Annotated in this window: 23 protein-coding genes; 18 read left to right on the top strand and 5 right to left on the bottom strand. The window is 71.4% G+C overall.

The features are described 5' to 3' along the window. Positions 1 to 380 precede the first annotated feature (380 nt). Together purN and purH are read left to right on the top strand one after the other, a co-directional pair. The gene (gene purN, locus ACIRA5_RS12335; RefSeq protein ID WP_352054013.1) at positions 381 to 1,001 is read left to right on the top strand and encodes a phosphoribosylglycinamide formyltransferase; all 621 of its coding nucleotides are present in this window, start codon (positions 381 to 383) and stop codon (positions 999 to 1,001) included. Next, complete coding sequence (gene purH, locus ACIRA5_RS12330; protein ID WP_403690056.1) at positions 998 to 2,587, top strand: bifunctional phosphoribosylaminoimidazolecarboxamide formyltransferase/IMP cyclohydrolase; 1,590 nt, start codon at positions 998 to 1,000, stop codon at positions 2,585 to 2,587. The genes purN and purH overlap by 4 nt, the downstream gene beginning before the upstream one ends. Positions 2,588 to 2,642: 55 nt before the next feature. On the opposite strand, the gene ACIRA5_RS12325 is transcribed toward purH, so the two are convergent. Further along, positions 2,643 to 3,839: a helix-turn-helix domain-containing protein gene (locus ACIRA5_RS12325; RefSeq protein WP_403690054.1), complete on the bottom strand. Its 1,197-nt coding sequence runs from the start codon at positions 3,837 to 3,839 to the stop codon at positions 2,643 to 2,645. A 224-nt stretch (positions 3,840 to 4,063) separates the two neighbouring features. Here ACIRA5_RS12325 and ACIRA5_RS12320 point away from each other — a divergent pair, with 224 nt between their 5' ends. After that, the gene (locus ACIRA5_RS12320; protein WP_403690052.1) at positions 4,064 to 4,495 is read left to right on the top strand and encodes a peptidase inhibitor family I36 protein; all 432 of its coding nucleotides are present in this window, start codon (positions 4,064 to 4,066) and stop codon (positions 4,493 to 4,495) included. 288 nt (positions 4,496 to 4,783) lie between these two features. Here ACIRA5_RS12320 and ACIRA5_RS12315 read toward each other — a convergent pair whose 3' ends face one another. Beyond that, positions 4,784 to 5,392 carry a proline-rich domain-containing protein gene (locus tag ACIRA5_RS12315; RefSeq protein WP_403690049.1) on the bottom strand — a complete coding sequence of 203 codons (609 nt, stop codon included), beginning with the start codon at positions 5,390 to 5,392 and terminating at the stop codon, positions 4,784 to 4,786. Positions 5,393 to 5,652: 260 nt separating this feature from the next. Between ACIRA5_RS12315 and ACIRA5_RS12310 the strand changes: the two genes are divergently transcribed. From ACIRA5_RS12310 to ACIRA5_RS12275, 8 genes are all read left to right on the top strand, one after another. Beyond that, positions 5,653 to 6,507, top strand: coding sequence for a bifunctional methylenetetrahydrofolate dehydrogenase/methenyltetrahydrofolate cyclohydrolase (locus ACIRA5_RS12310; protein ID WP_054233749.1), 855 nt, complete (start codon positions 5,653 to 5,655; stop codon positions 6,505 to 6,507). 319 nt (positions 6,508 to 6,826) lie between these two features. Continuing rightward, positions 6,827 to 7,312, top strand: a complete 486-nt coding sequence (locus tag ACIRA5_RS12305) for a DUF3017 domain-containing protein (protein ID WP_403690701.1) — start codon at positions 6,827 to 6,829, stop codon at positions 7,310 to 7,312. A 269-nt stretch (positions 7,313 to 7,581) separates the two neighbouring features. Next, positions 7,582 to 8,109, top strand: coding sequence for a helix-turn-helix domain-containing protein (locus tag ACIRA5_RS12300; protein ID WP_403690047.1), 528 nt, complete (start codon positions 7,582 to 7,584; stop codon positions 8,107 to 8,109). A gap of 431 nt (positions 8,110 to 8,540) precedes the next feature. Continuing rightward, a complete protein-coding gene (locus tag ACIRA5_RS12295; RefSeq protein ID WP_403690046.1) occupies positions 8,541 to 9,857 on the top strand; it encodes an XRE family transcriptional regulator in 1,317 nt (438 codons plus the stop codon). Between the two features lie 522 nt (positions 9,858 to 10,379). Beyond that, positions 10,380 to 11,369, top strand: a complete 990-nt coding sequence (locus tag ACIRA5_RS12290) for a malate dehydrogenase (protein ID WP_054233746.1) — start codon at positions 10,380 to 10,382, stop codon at positions 11,367 to 11,369. Positions 11,370 to 11,681: 312 nt separating this feature from the next. After that, the gene (locus ACIRA5_RS12285; RefSeq protein ID WP_403690044.1) at positions 11,682 to 13,310 is read left to right on the top strand and encodes a hypothetical protein; all 1,629 of its coding nucleotides are present in this window, start codon (positions 11,682 to 11,684) and stop codon (positions 13,308 to 13,310) included. Next, a complete protein-coding gene (locus ACIRA5_RS12280; protein ID WP_075028428.1) occupies positions 13,303 to 13,665 on the top strand; it encodes a hypothetical protein in 363 nt (120 codons plus the stop codon). Before ACIRA5_RS12285 ends, ACIRA5_RS12280 begins: the two co-directional genes overlap by 8 nt. Before the next feature lie 41 nt (positions 13,666 to 13,706). Beyond that, positions 13,707 to 14,642, top strand: coding sequence for a hypothetical protein (locus ACIRA5_RS12275; protein ID WP_403690041.1), 936 nt, complete (start codon positions 13,707 to 13,709; stop codon positions 14,640 to 14,642). A 166-nt stretch (positions 14,643 to 14,808) separates the two neighbouring features. On the opposite strand, the gene ACIRA5_RS12270 is transcribed toward ACIRA5_RS12275, so the two are convergent. Further along, a complete protein-coding gene (locus ACIRA5_RS12270) occupies positions 14,809 to 15,711 on the bottom strand; it encodes a GNAT family N-acetyltransferase (RefSeq protein WP_403690039.1) in 903 nt (300 codons plus the stop codon). Between the two features lie 247 nt (positions 15,712 to 15,958). On the opposite strand from ACIRA5_RS12270, the gene ACIRA5_RS12265 reads away from it, so the two are divergent. The 5 genes from ACIRA5_RS12265 to ACIRA5_RS12245 are packed head-to-tail and all read left to right on the top strand — an operon-like array spanning position 15,959 to position 23,156. Next, the gene (locus ACIRA5_RS12265; protein WP_403690038.1) at positions 15,959 to 17,497 is read left to right on the top strand and encodes an aldehyde dehydrogenase family protein; all 1,539 of its coding nucleotides are present in this window, start codon (positions 15,959 to 15,961) and stop codon (positions 17,495 to 17,497) included. A gap of 53 nt (positions 17,498 to 17,550) precedes the next feature. Beyond that, complete coding sequence (locus ACIRA5_RS12260; RefSeq protein ID WP_403690035.1) at positions 17,551 to 19,098, top strand: GMC family oxidoreductase; 1,548 nt, start codon at positions 17,551 to 17,553, stop codon at positions 19,096 to 19,098. Then, a complete protein-coding gene (locus tag ACIRA5_RS12255) occupies positions 19,098 to 20,237 on the top strand; it encodes a glycine betaine/L-proline ABC transporter ATP-binding protein (protein WP_403690033.1) in 1,140 nt (379 codons plus the stop codon). The genes ACIRA5_RS12260 and ACIRA5_RS12255 overlap by 1 nt, the downstream gene beginning before the upstream one ends. After that, positions 20,237 to 22,198: an ABC transporter permease gene (locus ACIRA5_RS12250; RefSeq protein WP_403690030.1), complete on the top strand. Its 1,962-nt coding sequence runs from the start codon at positions 20,237 to 20,239 to the stop codon at positions 22,196 to 22,198. Before ACIRA5_RS12255 ends, ACIRA5_RS12250 begins: the two co-directional genes overlap by 1 nt. Before the next feature lies 1 nt (position 22,199). After that, complete coding sequence (locus tag ACIRA5_RS12245) at positions 22,200 to 23,156, top strand: ABC transporter substrate-binding protein (RefSeq protein ID WP_403690028.1); 957 nt, start codon at positions 22,200 to 22,202, stop codon at positions 23,154 to 23,156. Between the two features lie 15 nt (positions 23,157 to 23,171). Here the strand turns inward: ACIRA5_RS12245 and ACIRA5_RS12240 are convergent, their stop codons facing one another. Both ACIRA5_RS12240 and ACIRA5_RS12235 read right to left on the bottom strand, forming a co-directional pair. After that, complete coding sequence (locus ACIRA5_RS12240; RefSeq protein WP_403690026.1) at positions 23,172 to 23,600, bottom strand: carboxymuconolactone decarboxylase family protein; 429 nt, start codon at positions 23,598 to 23,600, stop codon at positions 23,172 to 23,174. A gap of 35 nt (positions 23,601 to 23,635) precedes the next feature. Then, positions 23,636 to 24,157 (bottom strand): carboxymuconolactone decarboxylase family protein, encoded by a 522-nt coding sequence (locus ACIRA5_RS12235; RefSeq protein WP_403690023.1) that lies wholly within the window; start codon positions 24,155 to 24,157, stop codon positions 23,636 to 23,638. A gap of 47 nt (positions 24,158 to 24,204) precedes the next feature. Between ACIRA5_RS12235 and ACIRA5_RS12230 the strand changes: the two genes are divergently transcribed. Both ACIRA5_RS12230 and ACIRA5_RS12225 read left to right on the top strand, forming a co-directional pair. Next, complete coding sequence (locus tag ACIRA5_RS12230; RefSeq protein WP_403690020.1) at positions 24,205 to 25,716, top strand: PLP-dependent aminotransferase family protein; 1,512 nt, start codon at positions 24,205 to 24,207, stop codon at positions 25,714 to 25,716. Beyond that, positions 25,709 to 26,200, top strand: a complete 492-nt coding sequence (locus ACIRA5_RS12225; protein WP_403690017.1) for a carboxymuconolactone decarboxylase family protein — start codon at positions 25,709 to 25,711, stop codon at positions 26,198 to 26,200. The genes ACIRA5_RS12230 and ACIRA5_RS12225 overlap by 8 nt, the downstream gene beginning before the upstream one ends. The last annotated feature ends 45 nt before the right edge of the window (positions 26,201 to 26,245 follow it).

Below are 26,245 nucleotides of genomic sequence, written 5' to 3'. Positions count from 1 at the left end.
CGCGGGGCTCGCACCCCGGGCGTTCGTTTTCAGGATCAGGACCCGGGATTCGCACCCCGGACACCGCTCCGTGGAGTCCCTGCCCCGGGTTTTCCGCCCGAGGCCCGCGCCCCGGATGTTCGCCCCCGGGGCTCGTACCCCGAACGTTCTACCCGTCCCAGGTCAACGTCCCAAGCGCACAGGGCGTTCCCCGTGCTGAACGGTGTTCCCGGGAGGATCCACCGCAGACGCTACCTTCCGGCCACGCCCCCGTCCCGTGGGGGCTGCCCGGTGTGCCGGTATCGTTGCTGACGGTCGGCCGCTTCGTAGACTTCCCCGTATCCAGGGGCGCGAAGCATTCGTACGACCGTACAAACGTTCCCCCGAGAAAGGGCCCCGTCGTGGCCAAGACCAAGCGCCTCGTCGTGCTGGTCTCCGGATCAGGCACGAATCTGCAGGCACTGCTCGACGGCATCGCCGCGGCCGGGCCGGTGGCCTACGGGGCCGAGATCGTGGCCGTGGGCGCCGACCGCGACGGCATCGAAGGGCTCGCCCGGGCCGAGCGGGCCGGGATCCCCACCTTCGTCCGCCGCGTCAAGGACTACGACACCCGGGACGAGTGGGACGGCGCGCTCGCCGAGGCCGTCTCCGACCACGAGCCCGACCTGGTGGTCTCCGCGGGGTTCATGAAGATCGTGGGGAAGGAATTCCTCACCCGGTTCGGTGGGCGCTTCGTCAACACGCATCCCGCCCTGCTGCCCAGCTTCCCGGGAGCCCACGGCGTACGCGACGCGCTCGCGTACGGCGCGAAGGTCACCGGCTGCACCGTCCACTTCGTCGACGACGGCGTCGACACCGGACCGATCATCGCTCAGGGCGTGGTGGAGGTCCGGGACGAGGACGACGAGAGCGCTCTGCACGAGCGCATCAAGGAAGTCGAGCGAAGACTGCTCGTCGATGTCGTGGGGCGGCTCGCCCGCAACGGCTATCGCATTGAGGGACGAAAGGTAGTTATCCAGTGACCGCCGACAGCACAGTCACGGCCGAGAGCACCGAGGGCACCAAGCGGGTCATTCGGCGCGCGCTCGTCAGCGTCTACGACAAGACCGGGCTCGAAGAGCTTGCCCGCGGGCTCCACGAGGCCGGTGTCGAGCTCGTCTCCACCGGCTCCACCGCCGCCAAGATCGCCGCGGCCGGGGTCCCCGTCGTCAAGGTCGAGGACCTGACCGGCTTCCCCGAGTGCCTCGACGGCCGAGTCAAGACCCTGCACCCCAAGGTCCACGCCGGCATCCTCGCCGACCTGCGGCTGCCCGACCACCAGCGGCAGCTGGAAGAGCTGGGCGTCAAGCCCTTCGACCTCGTCGTCGTCAACCTCTACCCCTTCCGTGAGACCGTCGCCTCGGGCGCGACGCCCGACGAGTGCGTCGAGCAGATCGACATCGGCGGCCCCTCGATGGTCCGTGCCGCCGCCAAGAACCACCCGTCCGTGGCCGTCGTCACCAGCCCCGACCGTTACGGCGACGTCCTCTCCGCCGTGCGGACCGGCGGCTTCGACCTCACCACCCGTAAGCGGCTCGCGGCCGAGGCCTTCCAGCACACGGCCGCGTACGACGTCGCCGTCGCCTCCTGGTTCGCCTCCGAGTACGCCCCCGTCGACGCCTCCGGGTTCCCCGACTTCCTCGGCGCCACCTGGGAGCGCGCGCACACCCTCCGCTACGGCGAGAACCCGCACCAGCCCGCCGCCCTCTACACCTCCCACGCCGGCGGTCTCGCGGAGGCCGAGCAGCTGCACGGCAAGGAGATGTCGTACAACAACTACACGGACACGGACGCCGCGCGCCGTGCCGCGTACGACCACGAGGACCCCTGCGTCGCGATCATCAAGCACGCCAACCCGTGCGGGATCGCGATCGCCTCGAACGTCGCCGAGGCGCACCGCAAGGCGCACGCCTGTGACCCGCTGTCCGCGTTCGGCGGTGTGATCGCGGTCAACCGGCCGGTGACGAAGGAGATGGCGGAGCAGGTCGCCGAGATCTTCACCGAGGTCATCGTGGCGCCCGAGTACGAGGACGGCGCCCTCGAAGCCCTCACCAAGAAGAAGAACATCCGTGTGCTGCGCGCCCACCGCGCGCCCGCGAACCCGACCGAGCTCAAGCCGATCGACGGCGGCGCGCTGCTCCAGGTCACCGACCGCCTCCAGGCCGACGGCGACAACCCGGCGAGCTGGACCCTGGCGACCGGTGACGCCCTGAACGAGGGCGAGCTCGACGAGCTGGCCTTCGCCTGGCGGGCCTGCCGCGCGGTGAAGTCCAACGCGATCCTGCTCGCCAAGGACGGCGCCTCGGTCGGCGTCGGCATGGGCCAGGTCAACCGCGTCGACTCCGCGAAGCTCGCGGTCGAGCGGGCGGGCGCCGAGCGGGCCCGTGGGTCGTACGCGGCCTCGGACGCGTTCTTCCCGTTCCCCGACGGTCTGGAGATCCTCGCCGAGGCAGGCGTCAGGGCCGTGGTCCAGCCCGGCGGTTCGGTCCGTGACGAGCTGGTGGTCGAGGCCGCGAAGAAGGCGGGCATCACCATGTACTTCACGGGGACGCGGCACTTCTTCCACTGATCCGCGGCAGGTCGGTGCGTGCGCGGCGGTCCACCGGGGTTCCGGTGGGCCGCCGCTACCGTGCGGGCGCGGTGGTGGCGGCGCCCTTGACCGCGCGCTCGCAGTTCGGCCAGTCGTGGAAATCGCGCTTCTTGCTCCAGAGGCGTCTGGCCGCCCTGATGTTCCACTCCGGGTCCAGCGCCTGACGCGGGGTCCCGCCCAGTTCGCGCAGGCGCAGGTCGGAGATCTGGAACAGACCCCAGTTACGGGTGCCGTTGGTGTTGGGCAGGATGTGCAGCGGGTCGAGGAACGACTGGCAGTCCGCGATGGCGACCGCCGCGTCGGGTGTGTCGGTGAAGACCGCGCGGATGTGCTGCCGTACCTTCGCCGGCGGCCAGACCGTCATGCGTACGTTCGAGGTGTAGAGCGCCTTCTTGGTGGCGTCCCCGACGACTCCGTTGGGCTGGAGACCGGTGAACACCTGGAAGGCGGTGACCCGGCGCAGCGTCTGCGGGCCGAAGTCCGAGTCGACGTCGATGTCGGCGCCCTTGGCGTGCAGCAGCCGTTGTACCTCGCCCACGCAGGCGTCGTGCTGGCCCATGGCCACCACGGGCTGACAGGCGGCCGAGAAGAGCAGACGGCCGTCCGCCGCGGAGCCGCCGCTGCTGCCGGACGACGGGTGATCGGTCGTCAGGGCCCAGGCGGAGACACCGAGCGTCAGGACCACGGCGCCGATCACCACGACACGGAACCGGCCCTGCCGGAACTGGTCAAGACGGAACCGGCCCTGACGGACCGGCCGAACGGGCCCGACCTCGACCGCCTCCGGCTCCACCGCTCCCGGCTCCACCGCTCCCGGCACCGCCGATTCCGGCTCGACCGCTCCTGGCTCCACGGCCGTCGGCTCCTCGGCACCAGCACCGTCCACGAGACCGACGAGATCGACGACCTCGACCATGCCTGCGTCCGCCTCCGCCTCCGCCTCCGCCTCCGCCTTTGCCTCTGTCGCCGTCCCCGGCTCCGTCCGGGCGGCGTCGGCCAGGGCCCACTGCCGGTGCAGTGTCCGCAGTTCGTCCGGGGTCGCGCCGCAGGCGGTGGCGAACCGGTGCACGCTGCCGTAGTCCTGGGGCACCGAAGTGCCGCGGCAGTAGCGGTGCAGTGTGGATCCGGCCGTTCCGGTCTTCTTGGCGAGGGCCTCGTAACTCAGACCGGACCGGTTCTTCAGCGAACGCAACAGCGCGGCGAACCGTTCGGTTTCCGGGCACGCGGGCATCGCTGTTCCCCCCTGGCACTTACGGCACGCTGGTCAGACGTTCCAGTGGCTGGACACAGTAGCCGTCCCACGGCCGTCCCAGGGGTTAGATAACGCGCCAAGTAGCGGGCGTCCGGACGTCCCGGCGTCCCATCCCGCCCGGTCTCCTTGCCCGGCCGGGACACGCGTTGCCACCTTCTGGCTGTCCGAGCACCAGCAGCCGCATCGCAAGGAGAAACAGACCCATGAACCTTTCCGTCATACGTCGTCCGCGCCGGCTCTCCCCGCTGCTCGCGACCCTCGCCGTCAGCGCGGCGGCCGCCACCACGCTGGGCCTGCCCGCCTCCGCTTCGGCGGCACCGGCCTCGGCCGCCGCCGTGGACTGCGCGTCGGGTGACGTCTGCTTCTGGACCGGCTTCAACTTCACCGGCAGCAAGTGCTCGTGGAGCGTCGCCGACCCCGACTGGCAGAGCGGCGCCATCAAGTGTTCCTGGGCCGCCACGACGAACGTGAAGTCGGTGTGGAACGCCGGCACCGGGTCGTACAGCGGTGTCGCCTTCTACGCGAACACCAACTACAACGGCCGGATCGGCTGCACCCGGCAGCAGCAGGGCGGCAACCTCGCCGGTACGTACAAGGTGCGGTCCCACCAGTGGATCACCGGTAACTGCGGCTGAGCCAGAGGGCGGCTCGCGCACATGCGCGGGTCGCCTGCCCGGCCTGATGAGTCGTGAAGCTGGTCGTGCAGTCCCGGCTCGCGCCGTTGCCGCAGGGCCGCTGAGGGGCCGAGAGCAGACAGACGCGCGAGGGCCGTGTCTCCCCCTGCGCAGGGTGAGACACGGCCCTCGGAGCGAATGGCGGGAAGTCGCCTTCGTGGCTTGGAAGTCGGCCTCGGAGTCGGCCTCGGAGTCGGCCTCGGAGTCGGCCTCGGACTTGGCCTCGTGGCGGCCGTGCCGCCGGTGGCCTCAGACCGAGTACTTCGGGCGGTCGAACCAGGCGGCGCCGTCCGCCTTGCCGACGAACACCGCGATGAGGATGGCGAGCACGGTGTGCACCAGACCGATGATGACGAACGGGTAGATACCGAGGACCGCGGTGAGGATGCCGAACACCAGCGCGGCGATGCGGACGCCGCTGCCGCCGTTCGCGCACTTGACGCCGAGCCAGATCGCGAAGACACCCCACGCCAGGACCGCGACCGTGACGCCCCACAGGACGCCGGCCGAGTAGTCCGCGAGCTGCTGGAACTGGACGTCGTCCTTGAGGTCCGCGTTGTTCTTCGCGGCGGAGACGGCGAGCGCCGAGATCGCGATCAGGATGGCGCCGAGCACCTGGAAACCGGCGATGACGAACAGCATCACGCGCGCGGCCTTGACCGTGCCGGGCATCTCCATCGGGCCACCGGGGTAGCCGCCGTACGGCTGCTGGCCGATCGGCGGGGCCTGCGGGTAGCCGTAACCGGGCTGCTGCGGGGCGCCCTGGGGGTAGCCGTAGCCGGGCTGGCCCTGGGGCGGGTAGCCGGCCGGCTGGCCCTGCGGGGGACCGTAGGGGTTGTTCGGGTCGCCGTAACTCATGGCGGGTCTTCCTCCGTTGCCTGGTGCGGGGACGCGCGGCAAGGTGCGGAGGAGAGTTCTACAGAGCGGTCCGTCCCCCCGGTACTGTCCGCGGCACTGTGATGTTCATCGTTCTCAATGCCTTACTTATTTGTCCAGAGCCCTTCCGATTGTGTTGTGCAGGTGTTGTGCAAGTGCAACACGGCTGATCACGGCTGGTCACAGGGGGAAAGGGGCGCCCGGATTGGAACCGGGAGCGGGTCATCCGCGAGGATGGGTCCATGACCGCCCAGATTCTCGATGGCAAGGCCACCGCAGCCGCGATCAAGTCCGATCTGACCGCCCGCGTGGCGGCCCTCAAGGAGAAGGGCGTCACGCCCGGCCTGGGGACCGTCCTCGTCGGCGACGACCCCGGCAGCCAGAAGTACGTCGCGGGCAAACACCGCGACTGCGCCCAGGTCGGTATCGCCTCCATTCAGCGTGAACTGCCCGCGACCGCCACGCAGGAGGAGATCGAGGCGGTGGTGCGCGAACTCAACGAAGACCCCACGTGCACCGGCTACATCGTCCAGCTCCCGCTCCCCAAGGGCATCGACGAGAACCGCATCCTGGAACTGATGGACCCGGACAAGGACGCCGACGGCCTGCACCCGATGAACCTCGGGCGGCTGGTCCTCAACGAGCCGGCCCCGCTGCCGTGCACCCCCAACGGCGTCCTCACCCTGCTGCGCCGCTACGGCGTGGAGATCAAGGGCGCCGAGGTCGTGGTCGTCGGCCGTGGGGTGACCATCGGGCGTCCGATGCCGCTGCTGCTGACGCGGCGCAGCGAGAACGCCACGGTCACCCAGTGTCACACCGGCACCCGTGATCTCTCCGCGCACCTGAAGCGCGCCGACATCATCGTCGCCGCGGCCGGGTCCGCCCATCTCATCCGCGCCGAGGACGTGAAGCCGGGCGCCGCCGTCCTCGACGTCGGTGTCTCGCGCAGCGCCGAGGGCAAGATCGTCGGAGACGTTCACCCGGATGTCGCCGAGGTCGCCGCGTGGATCTCCCCGAACCCCGGCGGCGTGGGCCCGATGACCCGCGCCCAGCTGCTCGTCAACGTGGTGGAAGCGGCGGAGCGCAGTGTCGGCTGACGGCGGACCCGAGGACGCCGCGGCCCGCGACTCCGGCTCCGGCATCGACTCCGACGCCGAGTCGGCCGTGCGGGAGGCCGCGTCCGCGAACGGCGGGTCGGCCGTGCGGAGGGCGAGGGCTGTGAAGGGTGCGTCCGTCATGCGGGAGTCGGGGTCCGTGAACGGTGAGGCCAGTGCTCGGAAAGCGGGGTCCGTGAACGGTGAGGCCGGTCCTCGGAAAGCGGGGTCCGTGAACGGTGAGGCCGGTCCTCGGAAAGCGGGGTCCGTGAACGGTGAGGCCGGTTCGGGGAAGGCGGGGGCCGTGAACGGTGTGGCGGGTGTGCGGGAGGCGGAGGGCGCCGAGGGAGAGCCGGGTGCGCCCGACGCCGTGAGCGCGCCCGACGCCGTGAGCGCCCCCGACGCCGAGGGGAAGCCGCGCCGCACCACACGTCGCTTCCCCCTGTTCACGAGGGATACCGCGAGGCCCGAGGGCGGCGGCCGGGCGGCGGGCGGCGACGCCCCGGCCCCGGCCCGCCAGTGGCCGATCCTCGCCGTGCTGTCGGCCGTCGGACTCGGCCTGCTGCTGACCGCCCTCGACGTGTTCCGGCTCGGCACGATCCTGATCGGCGCCGCGCTGCTGGCCGGCGCCGTGATGCGCTGGATGCTGCCCGACGTGGGCATGCTCGCGGTCCGCTCCCGCTTCACGGACATGCTCACGTACGGCGTGCTGGGCGTCGCCATCGTGCTGCTCTCGCTGATGGCACAGCCCAACCCGTGGCTGGTGATCCCGTTCCTGGACGACACGCTGCACTTCACGGTCCGCTGAGACCCCCGCGCATGCCCTGAAGCAGCGCGCGGCCCGTCCCCTCCCCCGAGTAAGGACGGGCCGCGGCCGGGCGGCCGGACCGCCCGGGTCAACCCTTCTGTACAGGCACCGCCTGTACAACAGCCGTCAGTTCCCTGTGGCACGGAAGTGACCATTCCGCCACGGTGTCCGCGCCACGTCACGGGAACCGTCAACCGCCCGGCGTCGTCAATCGCTCACGGGGAACGACACGGGGCGCCTGGTGAGCGCCGCGGGAGGTGGGTGAAGCGATGGGTGCCTGGCAGCCGCTGCCGGAGGAGCTTCCGGCGGAGGTACGGCACTTCGTCGAGCAGTTGCGGCTGCTCAAGGACCGCACCGGGATGAGCCTGGTCGCGCTGGGCACGCGCACCGCGTACAGCAAGTCCTCCTGGCAGCGCTACCTCAACGCGAGCCAGCCGCCGCCCCGGCAGGCGGTCGTCGCCCTGTGCCGGGTCGCGGGTGTCGCGGACGAGGAGACCGAACGCTTCGGGGTGCGCTGGGAACTGGCGGTGCGGGCCTGGCCGCGCGAGCCCGTGCCGCCCGTGCCGCCCGTACGGGTACCGGCGGGCGGTCCCGGCCCCGTCGCGCATGGCGTTCCCGCCGTGCGCGGCCGTGACGGCTACGAGGAGGACCCCACGCTCCCGTGGTGGGACCTGCTCGACGAGGAGGCGTCCCGGCGGCCCGCCGGGCCCCGTACGCCCCGCCTCCTCCTCTACGCGGCCCTCCTCGCCGTCGTCATCCTCCTCGCCTCCGTCGTGGGTGCCGTCACCCTCGGGTGAACTGAGCGTTCTCGTGACGGGTGAGGTCGCACCTGTGTTCCCGTTGTGTCGATGTCTTGACAAGTTCAAGGATTTACCCTGATCCGTACCAACAACCCGGTTAGCGTGGCCAATCGGGACGGTATCGGACGTCCTGTTGCGGAGGGCGAGGGTCCGATTGGCGGGCATGACGTCGATGGGACAATGGGCTGCAGTCCGCAGTCCGCAGTCCGCAGTCCGCAGTCCGCAGTCCGCGGGGCGTGCAACGGTGCATGCCCGGGCCCGAATGCTCCCGTGCGCCCCCATCCCGGGAACTGAGATCCTGACCGATCGCATCCCTGTGGGTAGCCAGAACGGGGACCGGGGGCCGGGGGGACTCGACGGAGGGGCGCCGAACACGCGGGGGAACAGTCAGGCACGTACGGGGGGAAAGAAGCAGGGGGGGAGCAGTAATGCCTCGTTGGAGGGACTTGCCGGATGAACTCGATCCGCAGGTCAGGGAGTTCGCCAGCCAGTTGCGCCGACTGGTCGACCGGAGCGGGCTGGGCATCGCCGCGGTGGCCGACCGTACGGGCTACAGCAAGACGTCCTGGGAGCGGTACCTCAACGGTCGGCTCCTCGCGCCCAAGGGCGCGATCGTCGCCCTGGCCGAGGTGACCGGGACCAATCCCATCCATCTGACGACCATGTGGGAGCTGGCCGAGCGTGCGTGGAGCCGCTCGGAGATGCGCCACGACATGACCATGGAAGCGATCCGGATCTCCCAGGCGCGCGCCGCGCTCGGGGAGTTCGGGGCGCCCCCGGCGAAGGGGAGCAACGGCAAGCAGGCCCGCAAGGGCGGCAGCGCGACCGCGACGCCCGGCATCACGCCGGGGATCGCCGGGCCCGCGGGGGTGTCGCCGACGGTGCCGCCGCAGCCGTCCGCCACGGAGGTGGAGGACTCGTCGTACGGCTCTTCGTCGCCGCTCGGGGGTGGGGCGCGTGGGAGTGCCGGGTACGGCGGGTCCTCTTCGGGCGGGTCTTCGGGTGGGCCTTCGTCCGGTGGGGGCTCGCGTGGTGGGGGCTGGGGGGCCGTCGCCACGCCGTCAGGTGACGGGGGGCGGTACGGTCCGTCGACTCCGGCGGGGTCTGTGGGGCCGGGGGGTTCTACGGGTTCCGCGGGTTCCGTGGGTTCGTCGGGGCCGGGGGGTTCCGTGGGTCCGGCCGGGTCTGTCGGTGCCGGTGGGCCGGGTGCGCCCGTGGGGGGATCCGCGGGGGGATCCGCGGAGGCGGCGGCGCGGCGTAAGCGGCGACTGACGATGTTCCTCGCGGGGGTTGTGGGTGCGCTCGTGGTGATAGCCGCGGCCGTGTACTTCACCGGGGGCGGCGACGGCAAGAAGGCGGCGAGCGCGCCGAAGACGCCCTCGGCGTCCGCCTCGGTCAATCCCGATCTGCCGGCCGGGGTGAAGTGCAGTGGCGCCGACTGCACGGGCAAGGACCCGGAGAACATGGGGTGCGGTGGGCAACTGGCGACGACCAGCACCAGCATCACCGTGGGTACCACCCTTGTCGAGGTGCGCTACAGCAAGACCTGCGCCGCGGCCTGGGCCCGCATCACCCAGGCCGTGATCGGTGACTCGGTGCAGGTGACGGGTGGGGGCGCCGCCGCGCAGACCGGGACCGTCGACAACGCCACCGATGCGTACACCCCGATGATCGCCGTCAAGGACGCCGCCGAGGCGAAGGCGTGCGTCACGTTGAAATCGGGCCAGAAGGGCTGCACGAAGTGAAGTAGCGGGAGGGGGGCTTGGCTGGGGCGGGTGGGCGTGCGCGGCATGGTTCTCGCCCCCGCCGCCCCTACCCGTCCCATCCCTACCTGGGGGCTCCGCCCTCAGCCCCCCACCAGGGGCGCTGCGCCCCCTGGACCCCCGCACGGCCTGAACGGCCTCGTCCTCAAATGCCGGACGGGCTGAGAGAACCACCCTCGAAAACCGCGGCGCAGGAATGTTCCGGCACCGTGGGGGCAGGCGCACCGTACCCCCACGGGATCCGGCCCCGGCCGGTCACCCCGACGGCGGTCGTCGTGTCATCCTCTCCCGGACCGGCGGCCGCCCGGTCGGGGGCTGTGGGGTGGGCCACACGGGACCCGGCCGTGCGGGATCCTGGATGCGCGATAGCCTGACGGCGGATCTCTCTTGACGCCGAGAGATCGATCATCGGTTCCTTTGATCGATCATTGCGGTGGACGCAGGGGATGATCCTGCACCCCGGGGCAGGGACGCCCCACCGCCTGCTGTCATACGGAGAACGCCATGACCCGCACTCCCGTGAACGTCACCGTCACCGGCGCGGCCGGCCAGATCGGTTACGCCCTGCTCTTCCGCATCGCCTCCGGCCAGTTGCTCGGCGCGGACGTGCCGGTCAAGCTGCGCCTCCTGGAGATCACGCCGGCGCTGAAGGCCGCCGAGGGCACCGCGATGGAGCTCGACGACTGCGCCTTCCCGCTGCTTGCGGGCATCGACATCACGGACGACCCGAACGTCGCCTTCGACGGCACGAACGTCGCGCTGCTCGTCGGGGCCCGCCCCCGTACCAAGGGCATGGAGCGCGGTGACCTGCTCTCCGCCAACGGTGGCATCTTCAAGCCGCAGGGCAAGGCCATCAACGACAACGCCGCGGACGACATCAAGGTCCTCGTCGTCGGTAACCCGGCCAACACCAACGCCCTCATCGCCCAGGCCGCCGCCCCGGACGTACCGGCCGAGCGCTTCACCGCGATGACGCGCCTCGACCACAACCGCGCGCTGACCCAGCTCGCGAAGAAGACGGGCTCGACGGTCGCCGACATCAAGCGGCTCACCATCTGGGGCAACCACTCCGCCACCCAGTACCCGGACATCTTCCACGCCACGGTCGCCGGCAAGAACGCCGCCGAGGTCGTGAACGACGAGAAGTGGCTCGCCGAGGACTTCATCCCGACCGTCGCCAAGCGCGGTGCCGCGATCATCGAGGCCCGTGGCGCGTCCTCCGCCGCCTCCGCCGCCAACGCCGCCATCGACCACGTCTACACCTGGGTCAACGGCACCGCCGACGGTGACTGGACCTCCATGGGTATCCCGTCGGACGGTTCCTACGGCGTGCCCGAGGGGATCATCTCCTCCTTCCCCGTCACCACCAAGGACGGGCAGTACGAGATCGTCCAGGGCCTGGACATCAACGAGTTCTCCCGCGCCCGTATCGACGCCTCCGTCAAGGAGCTCGAGGAGGAGCGCGACGCGGTCCGCGGTCTCGGTCTGATCTGACGTACCCGACTCACCTGAGTCACTCGCAACTCATCGGCCCCGCCCGGGAAGTGCTCCGGGCGGGGCCGACGCATGCGTACAGAAAGTACGCATCGAACGTACGTGCTTTCTCGCTGTATGCGGGGGTGCACGGGGAGTAACTCTCGCTATCGTCGTGACGTACGGTCCGGTAGGGGAGCGCAGGGCTGCTCAAGAGAGCTGGGGCGCGGCCGGGGGAGACACACGGGGGTGGTCCCAGTGACGGAATCGGCGAGACGGTACGCACACAGCGAGGCGACACGGCTGTTGTGTGCCGGAGTACATCTGGACACCGTGTTCCGGGCACGGGTCATCGACGAACTCATAGGGCACGAGGAGCGCCCCGCGGCACCGTCCCTCGGTGTCGACGTCGTCGCCGTGCTCGCGCACGCGCTGCGGGCGCGCCGCAGGGAGGCCCTGACCGGGCTCGGCCTGCTGGCCATCTGGGTCGTGTTCTTCCTGGTGGAGGTGGTTCGGGCGGCCACCAGCGTCGCGGACTCCGGGGTCCAGGGCTTCGCGGGCGTGTTCGGCGCCGCCGCCGTGTTCTTCTATGCCGCCGTCTGTGTTCTGCTGTGGTCCGCGCGGGCCGCGTCCGGGTGGGGCATGAGCATGTACGCCGCGAGCCGGGACGAGTCCGCCCGGCTGCGTCTGCCGCGCAGGGCGACCGCCTGGGGGCTCACCTTCATGGCGCGGGCCGCGGAGATCGCCTACTGGGTGTACGCGTTCACCCAGTTGCTCCACGACCCCTTTCTGGTGATCTTCCCGCTCCTGCTCACCTTCGTGATCGGTGCCCACCGCTCCCAGGTGGCCGCGGTCATGAGCGTCGAACTCTCCCGGGACGCCTTCGCCCGTACGTCCGTGGCGCTGCCCATGGGCAGCGAGCGTCAGCTCCGGGTCGCGCGGGCCGTCACCTGGGAGCAGCACGCGTCCGTGGCGCTCTACGACGCCCACCGCCCGTTCGTCGGCGCGGGAAAGCCGTACGAGCCCTGGTCGTTCGCGATGGAGATCACCCCCGCCAAGAAGCCGTTCGACGGCCTGAACGGCAAGCTGCCCGAGCAGACCGGCGACGGTTCGGCGAACGGGCACCGCCCGCCCGTGCAGTTGACCAACCGGCAGATCCTCGACCTGGTCGTACCGAAGCTGGAGGCGCTGCGGGAGTCCGCCGCGCGCACCAGCCGGGACCGGCTCAAGGACCTGGAGGTCGAGGAGTTCGTCTACCTGCCGTACGGCGTGGGCCGCAACCAGGGCGTGTACGAGCCGTCGTCGGCCCGGCTGCACCTGGACGGGGCGGTGGACGAGGGCGGCGAGGCGCGCCGTCACTTCCTGCGGGTCAGGGTCGGCGCCTGGGACGAGCAGGTGGTGGTCTCGGTGCTGGTCCGCGTCCACACGCAGGGCGGGATGCTGGTCCTTGAAGTCGTACCGCACGTACTGGGGCCGATCTTCGAGGAGTACCGGCGCGTCGACTTCATCGCGGCCTCCGGGGAGGGTGCGACGGCGCGTGAGGTGCTGCGGACGGTGCTGTCCGCCCCGGCGACGGGCGTGGTGGCCGGGTTCTCCATGCTGCGCACCCTCGTCCAGTGCCTGCGTACCTGGCTGGCCCGGCCCGAACAGGCCCCGCCGGACGCCCCGTTGGTGTCCGTGCGGGAGATGGGCAGCACCGACCGGCTGTCGCTGTTCCAGGAGATGGACGTCAGCCGTTACATCAAGACCGTCGAGGACCGCATCGCGAGCGGGGTGCGCGAGGCGCTGCGGCGCAGCGGCTGTGAGACGGGCAGCTTCGAGCAGAACATCTTCAACGTGGCCGCGGGCGGCCAGTTCATCGGGCAGATGAGCGGTGGCACCGCGGTGGGCCGGATCAGCAAGAGCGCCGTCTCCATGGGCAGTGGGGGCGCGTCGTACAACGAGGGGAGCAGGGATGACTGAGGGCTCGGGCGGGCGGGTCGACCGGATCACGCGCAGTGCGGTGAACTTCGGCGACCACGGCACCGCGAACTATCACGAGGCGCCGCCCGCGGCCGGTGCCGACGAGACGACCGTGGCGCTCCTGGAGGCCGTCCGCACGTTGCGCGACCATCTGCGGCTGCTCACGGAGACCGACGACACGACCGGGCTCGACGGCGAACTGGCCGTGGTGCAGGGGGAGATCGAGAGAACGGGCCAGGCGGACCCGGCGCGGCTCGGCCGGCTGCGGATGCGCCTGGAGACCGCCGCCGCGGCCGTGGCGGGGCTGGCGTCGACGGCGGCCGTGGTGCAGGTGATCGCGCAGCTGGCCGGTTAGCGGTCGGCGCGGGATCGGTCTAGTGGGAACGGGGTGACGAGGTGGCGCAACGGTGGGACGAGGACCGCCAGCGGTGGGTCGACGACGACGACGGCGCGGGCGGGCAGGGCAGGGGCGGGGCCGGTGGTGGCGGGGTGCCGCCGGACGCGGAGCAGCAGTGGTGGGCGTCGGCGACGACCCAGGCGGGGCCACCGCGCCCGCCCGAGACGCCCCTGCCGCCACCGTCGTGGTCCGGGCCCGGCGGGAGTTCCGGCGGCGGCCGGGGACCGGCCCCCACGGACTCGCGCCGGCTGCTGGTGGTGATCGTGGCCGTCGCCGTCCTCGCGGGCGGTGTCGGAGGTGCGGTGTGGGCGCTGACCAGGAGCGACTCGTCCGGGCACACCGGCGCCGACCCGTCGCGCCCGGCGGTGACCGTCACGGCGACCCAGAGCGTTCCTTCCCCGGACACCGGGTACACCTCCGGGAGTCCGGACATCTACGCCGGTTCGGGCGGGTCCAGCGACCCGGCGACCGAGCCCACGACCCCGGAGCCGTCGCCCGGCTACAGCAGGTCGGTGGATTCGGTGGGCTACACGGTGGACGTGCCGGACGGCTGGGTACGCGAGGAGGTCCAGGGCAAGCTGGCACCGGTCGTCACCTACACGGCCCCCGGCGGCAGCAGCAGGCTCATGCTGTTCGAGGTCAAGGAGAGCTCCCTGGCCGAGTCGTCGTCCCAGGCCGAGGCGATCTCGCAGAAGCTCCCTGGGTACCGGCTCATCGAGCGGCAGAACGGCACCGGCTGGACGGAGGTCACCTACCGCTACGACAGCCCGCAGAAAGGCGCCACGCACGTGGTCGACCACCGCTTCCAGGCCGCCGACGGCACGCTCTACGCGATCAACGCGAGCGGTCCCGAGGGCGTGGACATGACGGGCCCGCTCACCACGGCCCTGAACTCCTTCTGCCCCACCGACGCGAACTGCGCGAGCAGTACCTGAGCGCTCCGCTGGAAGTGCCGGGACGTGCAGGGATGTGCCGGGATGTGCCGTCGATCGGCTGCGGTGCCGTGGTGGCTGGTCGCGCAGTTCCCCGCGCCCCTTCAGGGCGCTGCCGAATCGCCCCTTCAGGGCGCTGGCGAATCGCAGCGGACTTCGCCCGACCCGCTCAGTCCTCCGACGGGCCGGGCAGCCGCTTCTCGAACCAGTGGGCGGCGTAGACGTTGTCGCCGTAGTGCGGGATCTCGGTGTAGCCGCACGCCCGGTACATCGCCTGCGCCTCGGTGAGGACCGAGTGGGTGTCGAGTCGTACGACGCCGTACCCGCGCGCGACGGCCGCCCGCTCCAGCCCGTCGAGGATCCGGCCGGCGAGGCCGAGCCGCCGGGCCTCGGGCCGCACCCACACATGCCGGATCTCGCCGGTGTCCGGCGTGAGCCGCCGCAGCGCCCCGCACCCCACGGGGCGCCCCTCCTCGTACGCGACCAGAAAGGCACCCGAGTCCCCCGACACCTCGCCGGGCCGTACGAGGGCGGCGGGGTCGAAGCCCTCCGGGAACCGTGCGTCGATGTCGGCGGCGTACCCGGCGAGGCAGTCGCGCGCGTCGCGTGACGCACCGTCGACGGACTCGACGGTGATCGCGGCCAGCCGCAGCAGCCGCTCGGCGGCGGCGATGGCGGCGGTGAGCTCGCCGCGCCGGCGTTCGTCGAGGGAGCCGAGCAGCCCCTCGGCGAGCGTGTCGGCCCGCCGGTTCTGCTCCTCGATCTCGCCCCGCCCGGCCGGCGTGAGTTCCGCGACCCGCAGCCGGCTGTCCTCGGCCGGCACGGTCACCCGCACCAGCCCCTGCGCCTGCAGCGCCCGGACCATCCGGCTCAAGTACCCGGCGTCCAGGCCGAGCCGGCGGCGCAGCTCCCGCAGTGAGACCCCGTCCCCGATCTCGAACAGCAGCCGGGCCTCGCCGAGCGGCCGGTCCTGTCCGAGGTAGTGGTCGTCGAGGGCTCCGATGCGCCGGGTGAAGTACCGGTTGAAGCGCCGCAGCGCCCGTACGTCTTCCGCTGACACCGGTCGATTCATTCTTTGACTTTAGTCAACCTTTGACTTGAGTCAAAGGAGGCCGGGACCGGTTCGACCACTGGCAGCATACGTTTTGCGGTTTCTGATCGTATTTCTGCTCATTTTTCAGTGACGCCGGGCACTTTTGGTCACTGGTTGTGCATGCATTCCGGGTCGAGGGGCAGGCGCTCCCGGTCCCCGAGAGTGACACGCGTGTGACACACGGGCACGCAGGGGCACGGAACAGGAACGGAAGGCAACACCGACCATGGCCGGACACCAAGCGCACCAGGCTCAGCAGGCACAACAGACCCTTCACGTGGGTGGAGAGTGGCGGGAGGCCGTCTCCCGTGCGACCCGCGAGATCCTCGATCCCGCGGATGCCAAGCCTTTCGCCGTGGTCGCGGAGGGTGACGAGCACGACGCGGACGCCGCCGTCGCCGCCGCCCGCCACGCCTTCGACACGGGGGAGTGGCCCCGTACCCCGGTCGCCGAGCGCGCCGCGCTGCTGCGCCGCGTCGCCGACCTCCTCGTCCGCGACCGCGAGGAGCTGGGACTCCTGGAGAGCCGCGACGCGGGCAAGACCCTGGAGGAGGGGCGGGTCGACATCGACTGTGTCGCGGACGCCTTCCGGTACTTCGCCGACCTCGTCGTGGCGGAGGGCGGCGGGCGGGTCGTCGACGCCGGGTCCGCCGACGTCCACAGCGTCGTCGTGCACGAGCCCGTCGGTGTCTGCGCGCTGATTACCCCCTGGAACTATCCGCTCCTTCAGGCCAGTTGGAAGATCGCGCCCGCCCTCGCCGCCGGGAACACCTTCGTGGTCAAGCCGAGCGAGATCACCCCGCTGACGACGATCGCGCTGATACGGCTGCTCACCGAGGCCGGCCTCCCCGCCGGGGTCGCGGGCCTCGTGACCGGCCCTGGGCACACGGTGGGCGCCCGCCTCGCCGAGCACCCCGACGTCGACCTCGTCTCCTTCACCGGCGGCCTGGTCAGCGGCACGAAGGTGGCGCGGGCCGCCGCGGAGAGCGTCAAGAAGGTCGCCCTGGAACTCGGCGGCAAGAACCCCAACGTCGTCTTCGCCGACGCCTGCGCCACGGACGAGGACTTCGACACCGCCGTCGACCAGGCGCTCAACGCCGCCTTCATCCACAGCGGCCAGGTCTGCTCGGCCGGATCCCGGCTCATCGTCGAAGAGTCCGTGCGCGAGCGCTTCGTCGCCGAACTCGCCCGCAGGGCAGGCAGGATCAGGCTCGGCCGCGGTACCGAGGACGGCGTCGAGTGCGGCCCCCTCGTGTCGGAGGGGCAGCGCGAGAAGACCGAGGCGTACGTCGCCTCCGCGCTCGCGGAGGGTGCGGTGCTGCGGGCGGGCGGCCGGCGCCCCGAGCCGTCCGCCGAACGGCCCGCCACCGGGTACTTCTACGAGCCGACCGTCCTCGACCAGTGCCACCGGGAGATGAAGGTGGTCCGCGAGGAGGTCTTCGGGCCCGTCCTGACCGTGGAGACCTTCCGCACCGAGGACGAGGCCGTCGCGCTCGCCAACGACACCGAGTACGGGCTCGCGGGCGCCGTCTGGACCACCGACGCGGGCCGCGCCCGGCGCGTCGCGGGACGGCTGCGGCACGGCACCGTCTGGATCAACGACTTCCACCCCTACCTCCCGCAGGCGGAGTGGGGTGGCTTCGGGAAGAGCGGCGTGGGGCGCGAACTGGGCCCCGCGGGCCTCGCCGAGTACCGCGAGACCAAGCACGTCTACCAGAACCTGGCGCCGAAGCCGGTCCGCTGGTTCGCGGGCCGACCCCGGTGACGTAACCCCAGCACCCCACACCGCACTTGCCCCTTGCACCCTGGAGCACCCCCATGCACGAAAGCACGCACGAGAACGCGTCCGAGAACACGTACGACTACGTCGTCATCGGCGGCGGCACGGCAGGCTCCGTCATCGCCTCCCGTCTCACCGAGAACGCCGACGTGACGGTCGCCGTCATCGAGGGCGGTCCCAGCGACGTCGGCCGTGAGGACGTCCTCACCCTGCGCCGCTGGATGGGCCTGCTCGGCGGCGAACTGGACTACGACTACCCGACCACCGTGCAGCCGCGCGGCAACTCGCACATCCGGCACAGCCGGGCCCGCGTCCTCGGCGGCTGTTCGTCCCACAACACGCTGATCGCGTTCAAGCCGCTGCCGTCCGACTGGGACGAGTGGGAGGCGGCGGGCGCCAAGGGCTGGGGCGCGGTGCCCATGGAGGCGTACTTCGCGCGGCTCCTCAACAACATCGTCCCGGTCGACGAGAAGGACCGCAACGCCATCGCCCGCGACTTCGTCGAGGCCGCCCAGGGCGCGCTGGGCGTGCCCCGCGTCGAGGGCTTCAACAAGAAGCCGTTCACCGAGGGCGCCGGCTTCTTCGACCTCGCCTACCACCCCGAGAACAACAAGCGCTCCAGCGCGTCGGTCGCGTATCTCCACCCGGTGATGGACGAACGGCCCAACCTCACGCTGCTGCTGGAGACCTGGGCGTACCGGCTGGAGCTGGAGGGGACGCGCGCCACGGGCGTGCACGTACGGGCCAAGGACGGCACGGAGACCCTCGTACGGGCCCGGCGCGAGGTCCTGCTGTGCGCGGGCGCGGTCGACTCGCCGCGGCTGCTGCTGCACTCCGGGATCGGGCCCGCCCACGACCTGGCGGAACTCGGCATACCCGTCGCCCACGACCTGCCCGGCGTCGGTGAGAACCTGCTCGACCACCCCGAGTCGGTCATCGTCTGGGAGACCAACGGGCCGATCCCGGAGAACTCGGCGATGGACTCCGACGCGGGCCTGTTCGTGCGCCGCGACCCCGAACAGGCGGGCCCCGACCTGATGTTCCACTTCTACCAGATCCCCTTCACGGACAACCCGGAGCGGCTGGGCTACGAGCGCCCGGCGCACGGCGTCTCCATGACCCCCAACATCCCCAAACCGCGCAGCCGCGGCCGCCTCTACCTGACCAGTGCCGATCCATCGGTCAAGCCCGCCCTCGACTTCCGCTACTTCACGGACGAGGACGACTACGACGGCCGCACCCTCGTCGACGGCATCCGCATCGCCCGCCGGATCGCCCGCACCGAGCCGCTCGCCGGCTGGCTGGGGCGCGAGGTGTGCCCCGGGCCCGAGGTCACCGACGACGAGGAGCTGAGCGCGTACGCCCGTCAGGTCGCGCACACCGTCTACCACCCGGCGGGCACCTGCCGGATGGGCGCCACGGATGACGGACTCGCCGTGGTCGACCCCGAGTTGAGGGTGCGTGGCCTCGACGGTCTGCGGATCGCCGACGCGTCCGTCTTCCCGACGATGCCCGCCGTGAACCCGATGATCGGAGTGCTCATGGTCGGGGAGAAATGCGCCGAGCTGATCGGGGGCGGTGCGTGATGAGTACGACCACCGGCACCCCCGCGAATACCCCTGCCGGTTCCCCCGGTTCTGCCGACGCCGTCTTCTCCGTCGACGGCCTGTGGAAGGTGTTCGGGCCGAAGGCCGAGCGCGTCCCCGCCGACCCCGGGCTCGCCGCCCTCAACCCCGCCGAGCTCCGCTCCCGCACCGGCTGCACGGCCGCCGTCCGGGACGTCAGTTTCGACGTCCGCAAGGGTGAGGTCTTCGTCGTCATGGGGCTGTCCGGCTCCGGCAAGTCCACGCTGGTCCGCTGCCTCACCCGGCTGATCGAGCCGACCGCGGGCGCGATCGTCATCGACGGCGAGGACGTACGCGCCATGGACAAGAACCGACTGCGGGAACTGCGCCGCCACCGCGCCGCGATGGTCTTCCAGCACTTCGGCCTGCTCCCGCACCGCTCGGTGCTCGACAACGTGGCCTACGGCCTGGAGATCCAGGGTGTCGGCAAGGCGGAGCGCCGCGAGAGGGCCGCCGAGGTCGTCGCCAAGGTCGGTCTGGAGGGCATGGAGCAGCGCAGGCCCGGCCAGCTGTCCGGCGGCCAGCAGCAACGCGTCGGGCTCGCCCGCGCGCTCGCCGTCGACCCCGAAGTCCTGCTCTTCGACGAGCCGTTCAGCGCGCTCGACCCGCTGATCCGGCGCGACATGCAGGAGGAGGTCATCCGGCTGCACCACGACGAGGGCCGCACGATGGTCTTCATCACCCACGACCTGAGCGAGGCGCTGCGCCTCGGCGACCGCATCGCGCTCATGCGCGACGGCCGTGTCGTCCAGCTCGGCACCCCCGAGGAGATCGTCGGCTCGCCCGCCGACGACTACGTCCGCGAGTTCGTCCGGGACGTACCGCGTGAACAGGTCATGACCGTCCGTACGGCCATGCGGGCCGCGTCCGCCGCGGAGGCCGCCCGGGGCCCGGCGCTCGCTCCCGACGCGACCGTCTCCGAGGCCATCGAGGTGGTAGCCCGCTCGGGCGACCCCGCCCGCGTGATGGACCAGGGACGCTGCGTCGGCGTCGTCGACTCGGCGGCGCTGCTCGGCGTGGTGGCCGGCGCGGACACGCCCACCGGCGCGGACACGCCCGCCGCCGGGGCGCCGGACGGCCCCCGTGGGGAGGCCGCCTGATGGCCACCGTCACCGCGACCGTCGGTCACTCCGGCGTCCTTGCGCTGTTCAAGAACCTCGGCAGACACCGGGCCGTCGGCAAGCTGCTGCTGCTCGCCGTCGCGGCGGCCGTGATCGTCCCGGTCCTCGACTCCCACTGGGCGAGCGGCACCTGGCCGGGCGCCCTCACCGTCGATTTCTCCGCACCCCTCGGCCGAGCCAGCGAGTGGATCATCGACAACCGGGACAGCCACCCCCTGTTCCTGTACTTCTTCGGGTACGTCAGCAGCGCCGTCGTCCTCTCCGTACGCGCCGTCTACGTGGTGCTGCTCGCGGCGGGCTGGGCCGGTGTGACAGCCCTCGCGGCGCTCGTCGCCTGGCGCACGGCGGGCGTACGGCTCGCGCTCGGCACGGCCGCCGCGTTCCTCGCCTGCGGACTGCTCGGCATGTGGGTGCCGACCATGCAGACCCTCGCGCTCATGGTGGTCGCCGTCCTCGCGTCCGTCCTGCTGGGCGCGCTGCTCGGCCTCGCCGCCGGGCTCTCCGACCGCACCTATCGCGCGCTGCGCCCCGTCCTCGACACCATGCAGGTGCTCCCGGCGTTCGCGTACCTCCTGCCCGTCGTCCTCGTCTTCGGCATCGGCGTCCCCGCCGCCGTCCTCGCCACCGTCGTGTACGCCGCCCCGCCCATGGCCCGCCTCACCGCGCTCGGCCTGCGTGACGCCGACGCCGGGGTGATGGAGGCCGTCACCTCGCTCGGTGCCACCGCCCGCCAGCGCCTGCTGACCGCCCGCCTCCCACTGGCCCGCAAGGAACTCCTCCTCGGCCTCAACCAGACGATCATGATGGCCCTGTCCATGGCGGTCATCGCCTCCGTGATCGGCGCGGGCGGCCTCGGCGACCGCGTCTACCAGGCCCTGGCCTCCGTCGACGTGGGCGCCGCACTCGCCGCCGGCATCCCGATCGTGCTGCTCGCGGTCGTCCTGGACCGGGTCACGGGAGCGGCCGGGGAGCGACTCGGCTCGGACTCCGGGGCGACGGCACCGCGCCGCTGGGTGTACGCCGCCGCCGCGGCCCTCGCCGTGGCGCTGGCCGGACACCTCACGGGCCGTCTCGACTGGCCCGCCTCCTGGACCCTCTCCATCGCCGAGCCCGTGAACCGCGTCGTCGACTGGATGACCAACCACCTCTACTCCGGCGTCCCCTACATCGGCGGCACCGCCGACTGGGCGGGCCACTTCACCACCTGGGTCCTGGACCCCATCCGGGACGGCCTCCAGTGGCTGCCCTGGTGGTCGGTCCTGCTGATCGTCGCCGCCCTCGCCTGGCTGATCGGCACCTGGCGCACCGCACTCACCGCGGTCCTCGCGATGGCCGCGATCGGGGTGCTCGGCGTGTGGAAGCCGTCCCTGGACACGCTGTCGCAGGTCCTCGCGGCGGTCGCCGTGACCCTCGTGCTCGGCTTCGCGACCGGCATCGCGGCGGCGCGCAGCGAGCGCGTCGAGCAGCTGCTGCGGCCGGTCCTGGACGTCTTCCAGACGATGCCGCAGTTCGTCTACCTGATCCCGGTGGTGGCGCTGTTCGGCGTGGGCCGCGCGCCCGCCGTGGCCGCCGCGGTCGTCTACGCACTGCCCGCCGTCGTCCGCATCACCACCCAGGGCCTGCGCGCCGTCGACCCGGCCGCGCTGGAGTCGGCCCGCTCGCTCGGCGCCACCGGCGCCCAGCAACTGCGCCAGGTCCAGCTGCCGCTGGCCCGCCAGTCGCTGCTCCTCGCCGTCAACCAGGGCGTCGTCCTCGTCCTCGCCGTCGTCATCATCGGCGGTCTGGTCGGCGGTGGCGCGCTCGGCTACGACGTCGTGTTCGGCCTCGCGCAGGGCGACCTGGCGACCGGCCTCGTCGCCGGCGCGGCGATCGTCTGCCTCGGCCTGATGCTCGACCGGGTGACCCAGCCGACCGCGCGGACCACGAAGAAGGGAGCGTGACATGCGTCTACGTACGACTTCGGTGATGGCCGGTGCGGCCGCGCTGCTGACGCTGACCGGTTGCGGCGCCGTCGACATGACCAAGCAGGCCTCGCCCTTCGCGAACGCGCGGGGCTCGAAGAGCCTGACCCTCTCCGTCCAGTCCTGGGTGGGCGCGCAGGCCAACGTGGCCGTCGCGCAGTACCTGCTGGAGCACCAGCTCGGCTATCGCGTCGACACCGTCCAGGTCGACGAGGTCCCCGCGTGGGACGCGCTCAGCCAGGGCCGGGTCGACGCCATCCTGGAGGACTGGGGCCACCCCGACCAGGAGAAGCGGTACGTCGAGGACAAGAAGACGATCGCCCCCGGCGGGGACCTGGGCGTCACCGGGCACATCGGCTGGTACGTCCCGACGTACTTCGCCCAGCAGCACCCCGACGTGACCGACTGGAAGAACCTCGACAAGTACGCCGGCCTCATGCGCACCGCGGAGAGCGGCGGCAAGGGCCAGCTCATGGACGGCTCACCCTCCTACGTCACCAACGACAAGGCCCTGGTGACCAACCTGAAGCTGAACTACCAGGTGGTGTTCGCCGGTTCGGAAGCCGCGCAGATCACCCAGATGAAGCAGTTCGCCAAGGAGAAGAAGCCCTTCCTCACCTACTGGTACTCGCCCCAGTGGCTCTTCAAGAAGGTTCCGATGACGGAGGTGAAGCTGCCCGCGTACAAGGAGGGCTGCGACGCCGACGCCGCCAAGGTCGCCTGCGCCTACCCGCACACACCGCTCCAGAAGTACCTGAACGCCGACTTCGCGAGGAGCGGCGGCAAGGCGGCCGCCTTCCTGAAGAAGTTCAAGTGGACCACCGAGGACCAGAACGAGGTCTCCCTGATGATCGCGAACGACAAGATGTCGCCGCAGGACGCGGCGAAGAAGTGGGTCGACAGCCACGCGTCGACATGGCGCGCGTGGCTGTCGTGACCCCGGCCGACCCGCTCACGGCGCGTATCCCCCCGGCGGGATCCGACGGCTCACCATCACCCGGTTCCAGCCGTTGATCGCGGTGATCAGGGCGATGAGGTGCGCGAGCCGGACGTCGTCGAAGTGTCCGGCCGCCCGCGCGTACACCTCGTCCGGCACGAAGCCCTCCGTCAGGACGGTCACCGCCTCCGTCAGCGCCAGCGCCGCCCGCTCGCGCTCGCTGTAGAGGTCCTCCGCTTCCTCCCAGGCGTTGAGGAGCTGGAGGCGGTCCTCGGACTCGCCGTTCTCGCGGGCGAGTCCGAGGTGCATGTCGAGGCAGAACGCGCAGTGGTTGAGCTGGGAGGCGCGGATCATGACGAGTTCGGCGAGCGCGGGCTCGCCGAGCCCCTTCTTCGCGGCGGCGCTCAGCGCGGACAGGGCCCGACCGACCGCCGGGTCGAGCACCTTCGTACGCTCCCTCGTGGCTTCGCCGCGCTCCGTCACTGGTGCCGGCCCGCCTCGTAGTGGCCCGGGACCATGCGCGTGCTCACGCCGAACCGGTTCCACGCGTTGATCACCGTGATCGCGGCGATCAGCTGCGCCAGCTCGGCCTCCTCGAAGTGCTGCGCCGCCTTCTCGTACACCTCGTCCGGTACGAATCCGTCGGTGAGGACGGTGACGGCCTCGGTCAGCTCGATCGCCGCGAGTTCCTTCGCCGTGTAGAAGTGCTTCGACTCCTCCCACGCGCTGAGCTGGACGATCCGCTGCACGCTCTCCCCGGCGGCCAGCGCGTCCTTGGTGTGCATGTCGAGGCAGAACGCGCAGTGGTTGAGCTGCGAGGCACGGATCTTCACCAGCTCGCGCAGCTTCGGCTCCAGCCCCTGCTGCGCGGCGGTCTCCAGCCGGAGCATGGCCTTGTAGACCTCGGGGGCGTGCTTGGCCCAGTGCAGGCGGGGGCTGTGCTCGGGGGCGTACTCGGCGGTGGTGGCGGTCGTCTCGTCGGTGGTGTCGTTCGTCGTCATGCTCTCGACCTTACGAGCGAAGCAGCCCAGGAGTATGGTCCATTTACATGGCGAAATCCTGGGCCACTTTCGGGGTCGACCTGCACGTCGAGCCGACCGGACCCGGTGTCCGCAGAGGTCTGACGGAAGCCCTCCGCGAGGCGGTCCGCAGTGGCCGCCTCGCGCCCGGCACCCGGCTGCCGTCCTCCCGGTCCCTCGCCGCCGACCTGGGCATCGCCCGCAACACGGTCGCGGAGGCGTACGCGGACCTGGTCGCGGAGGGCTGGCTCACCGCCCGCCAGGGCTCGGGCACGAGCGTCGCACGCCGCCCGGTGCCGGCCCCCGCCACCACCTCCGCACCCGGCCGCCCGGCCCACGCCCGCCCGGCGTACGACCTGGTCCCCGGCTCCCCCGACCTGTCCGCCTTCCCCCGCGCGGCCTGGCTGAAGGCCGCCCGCCGCGCCCTGGCCGTCGCCCCGTACGAGGCGCTCGACTACGGCGACCCGCGTGGCCGGGTGGAACTGCGCACCGCCCTGGCCGGCTATCTGGCCCGCGCCCGGGGCGTCCGCACGGACCCGGAGCACATCGTCATCTGCTCCGGCTTCGTGCACGGCCTGATGCTGCTCGGCCAGGTGCTGCGCGGGCGGGGACTGGACTCGCTGGCCGTGGAGTCGTACGGGCTCGACGTCCACTGGCGGCTGCTGGAGCGGGCCGGGCTGCGGACGGTGCCGCTCGGACTGGACGAACTCGGCACGCGCACGGAGGAGTTGGCGGCCGGTTCACAGGGCGGGGACGCACTGGGAGGTGTACGAGCGGTGCTGATGACGCCCGCCCACCAGTTCCCGATGGGCGTACCACTGCACCCCGACCGGCGGGCGCAGGTGGTGGACTGGGCGCGACGCGGCGGCGGTCTGATCCTGGAGGACGACTACGACGGGGAGTTCCGCTACGACCGTCAGCCGGTCGGCGCCCTCCAGGGCCTCGACCCCGACCACGTGGTCCATGTGGGCACGGCCAGCAAGTCCCTGGCCCCCGGTCTGCGGTTGGGCTGGCTGGTGCTGCCGCCGTCGCTCGCCCCGGAGGTGGTCGCGGCGAAGGGCGGGGTGGACTGGTCGTGCGGGGTGCTGGACCAGCTCACCCTGGCGGAGTTCATCACGTCGGGCGCCTACGACCGCCACGTCCGCGCGTCCCGGCTGCGTTACCGGCGCCGCCGGGACGCCCTGGTGGCGCGGCTCGCCGAACAGGCTCCCGGGGTCCGGGCCACGGGCATCGCGGCGGGCCTGCACGTGGTGCTGCGCCTGCCGCCCGGCACCGAGCAGGAGACGCTGCGGGCGGCGGCCTGGCAGGGGCTCGCGCTGCACGGGCTCGACCGCTACCGCCACCCGCAGGCTCCCGCCGGGCGGACCGACGCGCTGGTGGTGGGGTACGGGACACCGCCGGACCACGGGTGGTCGGGGGCGCTGGACGCATTGTGCGCGGCACTGCCTTCCCACGGGACTTTCAGCGGAAATTTCAACGGTACTTTCCACGACGAGGGAGGCGACGGCCCTTTTCATGGAATAGAGTCGCCCCATGAGTAATAGTGAAACCCTGTCCCGTGTGGCCCTCAAGAAGATTACCCCCGAGGTGTCCGGTGCCATGGGCGCCTTGCACGGCGCCGCCGTTTCCGCGGCCCAGGACGCCAAGGTCGAACCGGAACTCCTGGAGCTGATCAGGATTCGCGCCTCGCAGGTCAACGGCTGCGCGTTCTGCCTCGACATGCACACCAAGGACGCCCGTGCCGGGGGAGAGACCGAGCAGCGGATCTACGCCCTGAACGCCTGGCGGGAGACCCCGTTCTTCACCGAACGGGAGCGTGCCGCACTGGCGTTGACCGAGGCCGTGACGCTGGTCCACGACGGACACGTGCCGGACGCGGTCTACGCCGCGGCGGCGGAGGTCTTCGACGAGGCCCAGATCGCGGCGCTGATCTGGGTGGCCACCGTCATCAACGCGTACAACCGGACCGCGATCGCGACCCGTATGGTGCCGGGCGCCTATCAGCCCGCCCAGAAGAAAAGCTGAATTCGGGAACGAGGGAATGAGAGGGAGCGCCGGAGCGAATTCAAT

It is taken from the genome of Streptomyces sp. NPDC096311, assembly GCF_044763085.1.
Taxonomy (GTDB): domain Bacteria; phylum Actinomycetota; class Actinomycetes; order Streptomycetales; family Streptomycetaceae; genus Streptomyces.
Note: the sequence above shows the minus strand (reverse complement) of the source record. Positions and strands in the feature narration are given on the sequence as shown.

Excerpts from the sequence above, each read along its gene's own strand:
- ACIRA5_RS12310 (WP_054233749.1), top strand. The coding sequence starts at position 5,653 with ATGACCGCCCAGATTCTCGATGGCAAGGCCACCGCAGCCGCGATCAAG.
- ACIRA5_RS12300 (WP_403690047.1), top strand. The coding sequence starts at position 7,582 with ATGGGTGCCTGGCAGCCGCTGCCGGAGGAGCTTCCGGCGGAGGTACGG.
- ACIRA5_RS12235 (WP_403690023.1), bottom strand. The coding sequence starts at position 24,157 with ATGACGACGAACGACACCACCGACGAGACGACCGCCACCACCGCCGAG.
- ACIRA5_RS12250 (WP_403690030.1), top strand. The coding sequence starts at position 20,237 with ATGGCCACCGTCACCGCGACCGTCGGTCACTCCGGCGTCCTTGCGCTG.
- ACIRA5_RS12230 (WP_403690020.1), top strand. The coding sequence starts at position 24,205 with ATGGCGAAATCCTGGGCCACTTTCGGGGTCGACCTGCACGTCGAGCCG.
- ACIRA5_RS12225 (WP_403690017.1), top strand. The coding sequence starts at position 25,709 with ATGAGTAATAGTGAAACCCTGTCCCGTGTGGCCCTCAAGAAGATTACC.
- ACIRA5_RS12265 (WP_403690038.1), top strand. The coding sequence starts at position 15,959 with ATGGCCGGACACCAAGCGCACCAGGCTCAGCAGGCACAACAGACCCTT.
- ACIRA5_RS12320 (WP_403690052.1), top strand. The coding sequence starts at position 4,064 with ATGAACCTTTCCGTCATACGTCGTCCGCGCCGGCTCTCCCCGCTGCTC.
- ACIRA5_RS12255 (WP_403690033.1), top strand. The coding sequence starts at position 19,098 with ATGAGTACGACCACCGGCACCCCCGCGAATACCCCTGCCGGTTCCCCC.
- ACIRA5_RS12280 (WP_075028428.1), top strand. The coding sequence starts at position 13,303 with ATGACTGAGGGCTCGGGCGGGCGGGTCGACCGGATCACGCGCAGTGCG.
- ACIRA5_RS12290 (WP_054233746.1), top strand. The coding sequence starts at position 10,380 with ATGACCCGCACTCCCGTGAACGTCACCGTCACCGGCGCGGCCGGCCAG.
- ACIRA5_RS12315 (WP_403690049.1), bottom strand. The coding sequence starts at position 5,392 with ATGAGTTACGGCGACCCGAACAACCCCTACGGTCCCCCGCAGGGCCAG.
- ACIRA5_RS12260 (WP_403690035.1), top strand. The coding sequence starts at position 17,551 with ATGCACGAAAGCACGCACGAGAACGCGTCCGAGAACACGTACGACTAC.
- ACIRA5_RS12270 (WP_403690039.1), bottom strand. The coding sequence starts at position 15,711 with ATGAATCGACCGGTGTCAGCGGAAGACGTACGGGCGCTGCGGCGCTTC.
- ACIRA5_RS12325 (WP_403690054.1), bottom strand. The coding sequence starts at position 3,839 with ATGCCCGCGTGCCCGGAAACCGAACGGTTCGCCGCGCTGTTGCGTTCG.
- ACIRA5_RS12295 (WP_403690046.1), top strand. The coding sequence starts at position 8,541 with ATGCCTCGTTGGAGGGACTTGCCGGATGAACTCGATCCGCAGGTCAGG.
- ACIRA5_RS12245 (WP_403690028.1), top strand. The coding sequence starts at position 22,200 with ATGCGTCTACGTACGACTTCGGTGATGGCCGGTGCGGCCGCGCTGCTG.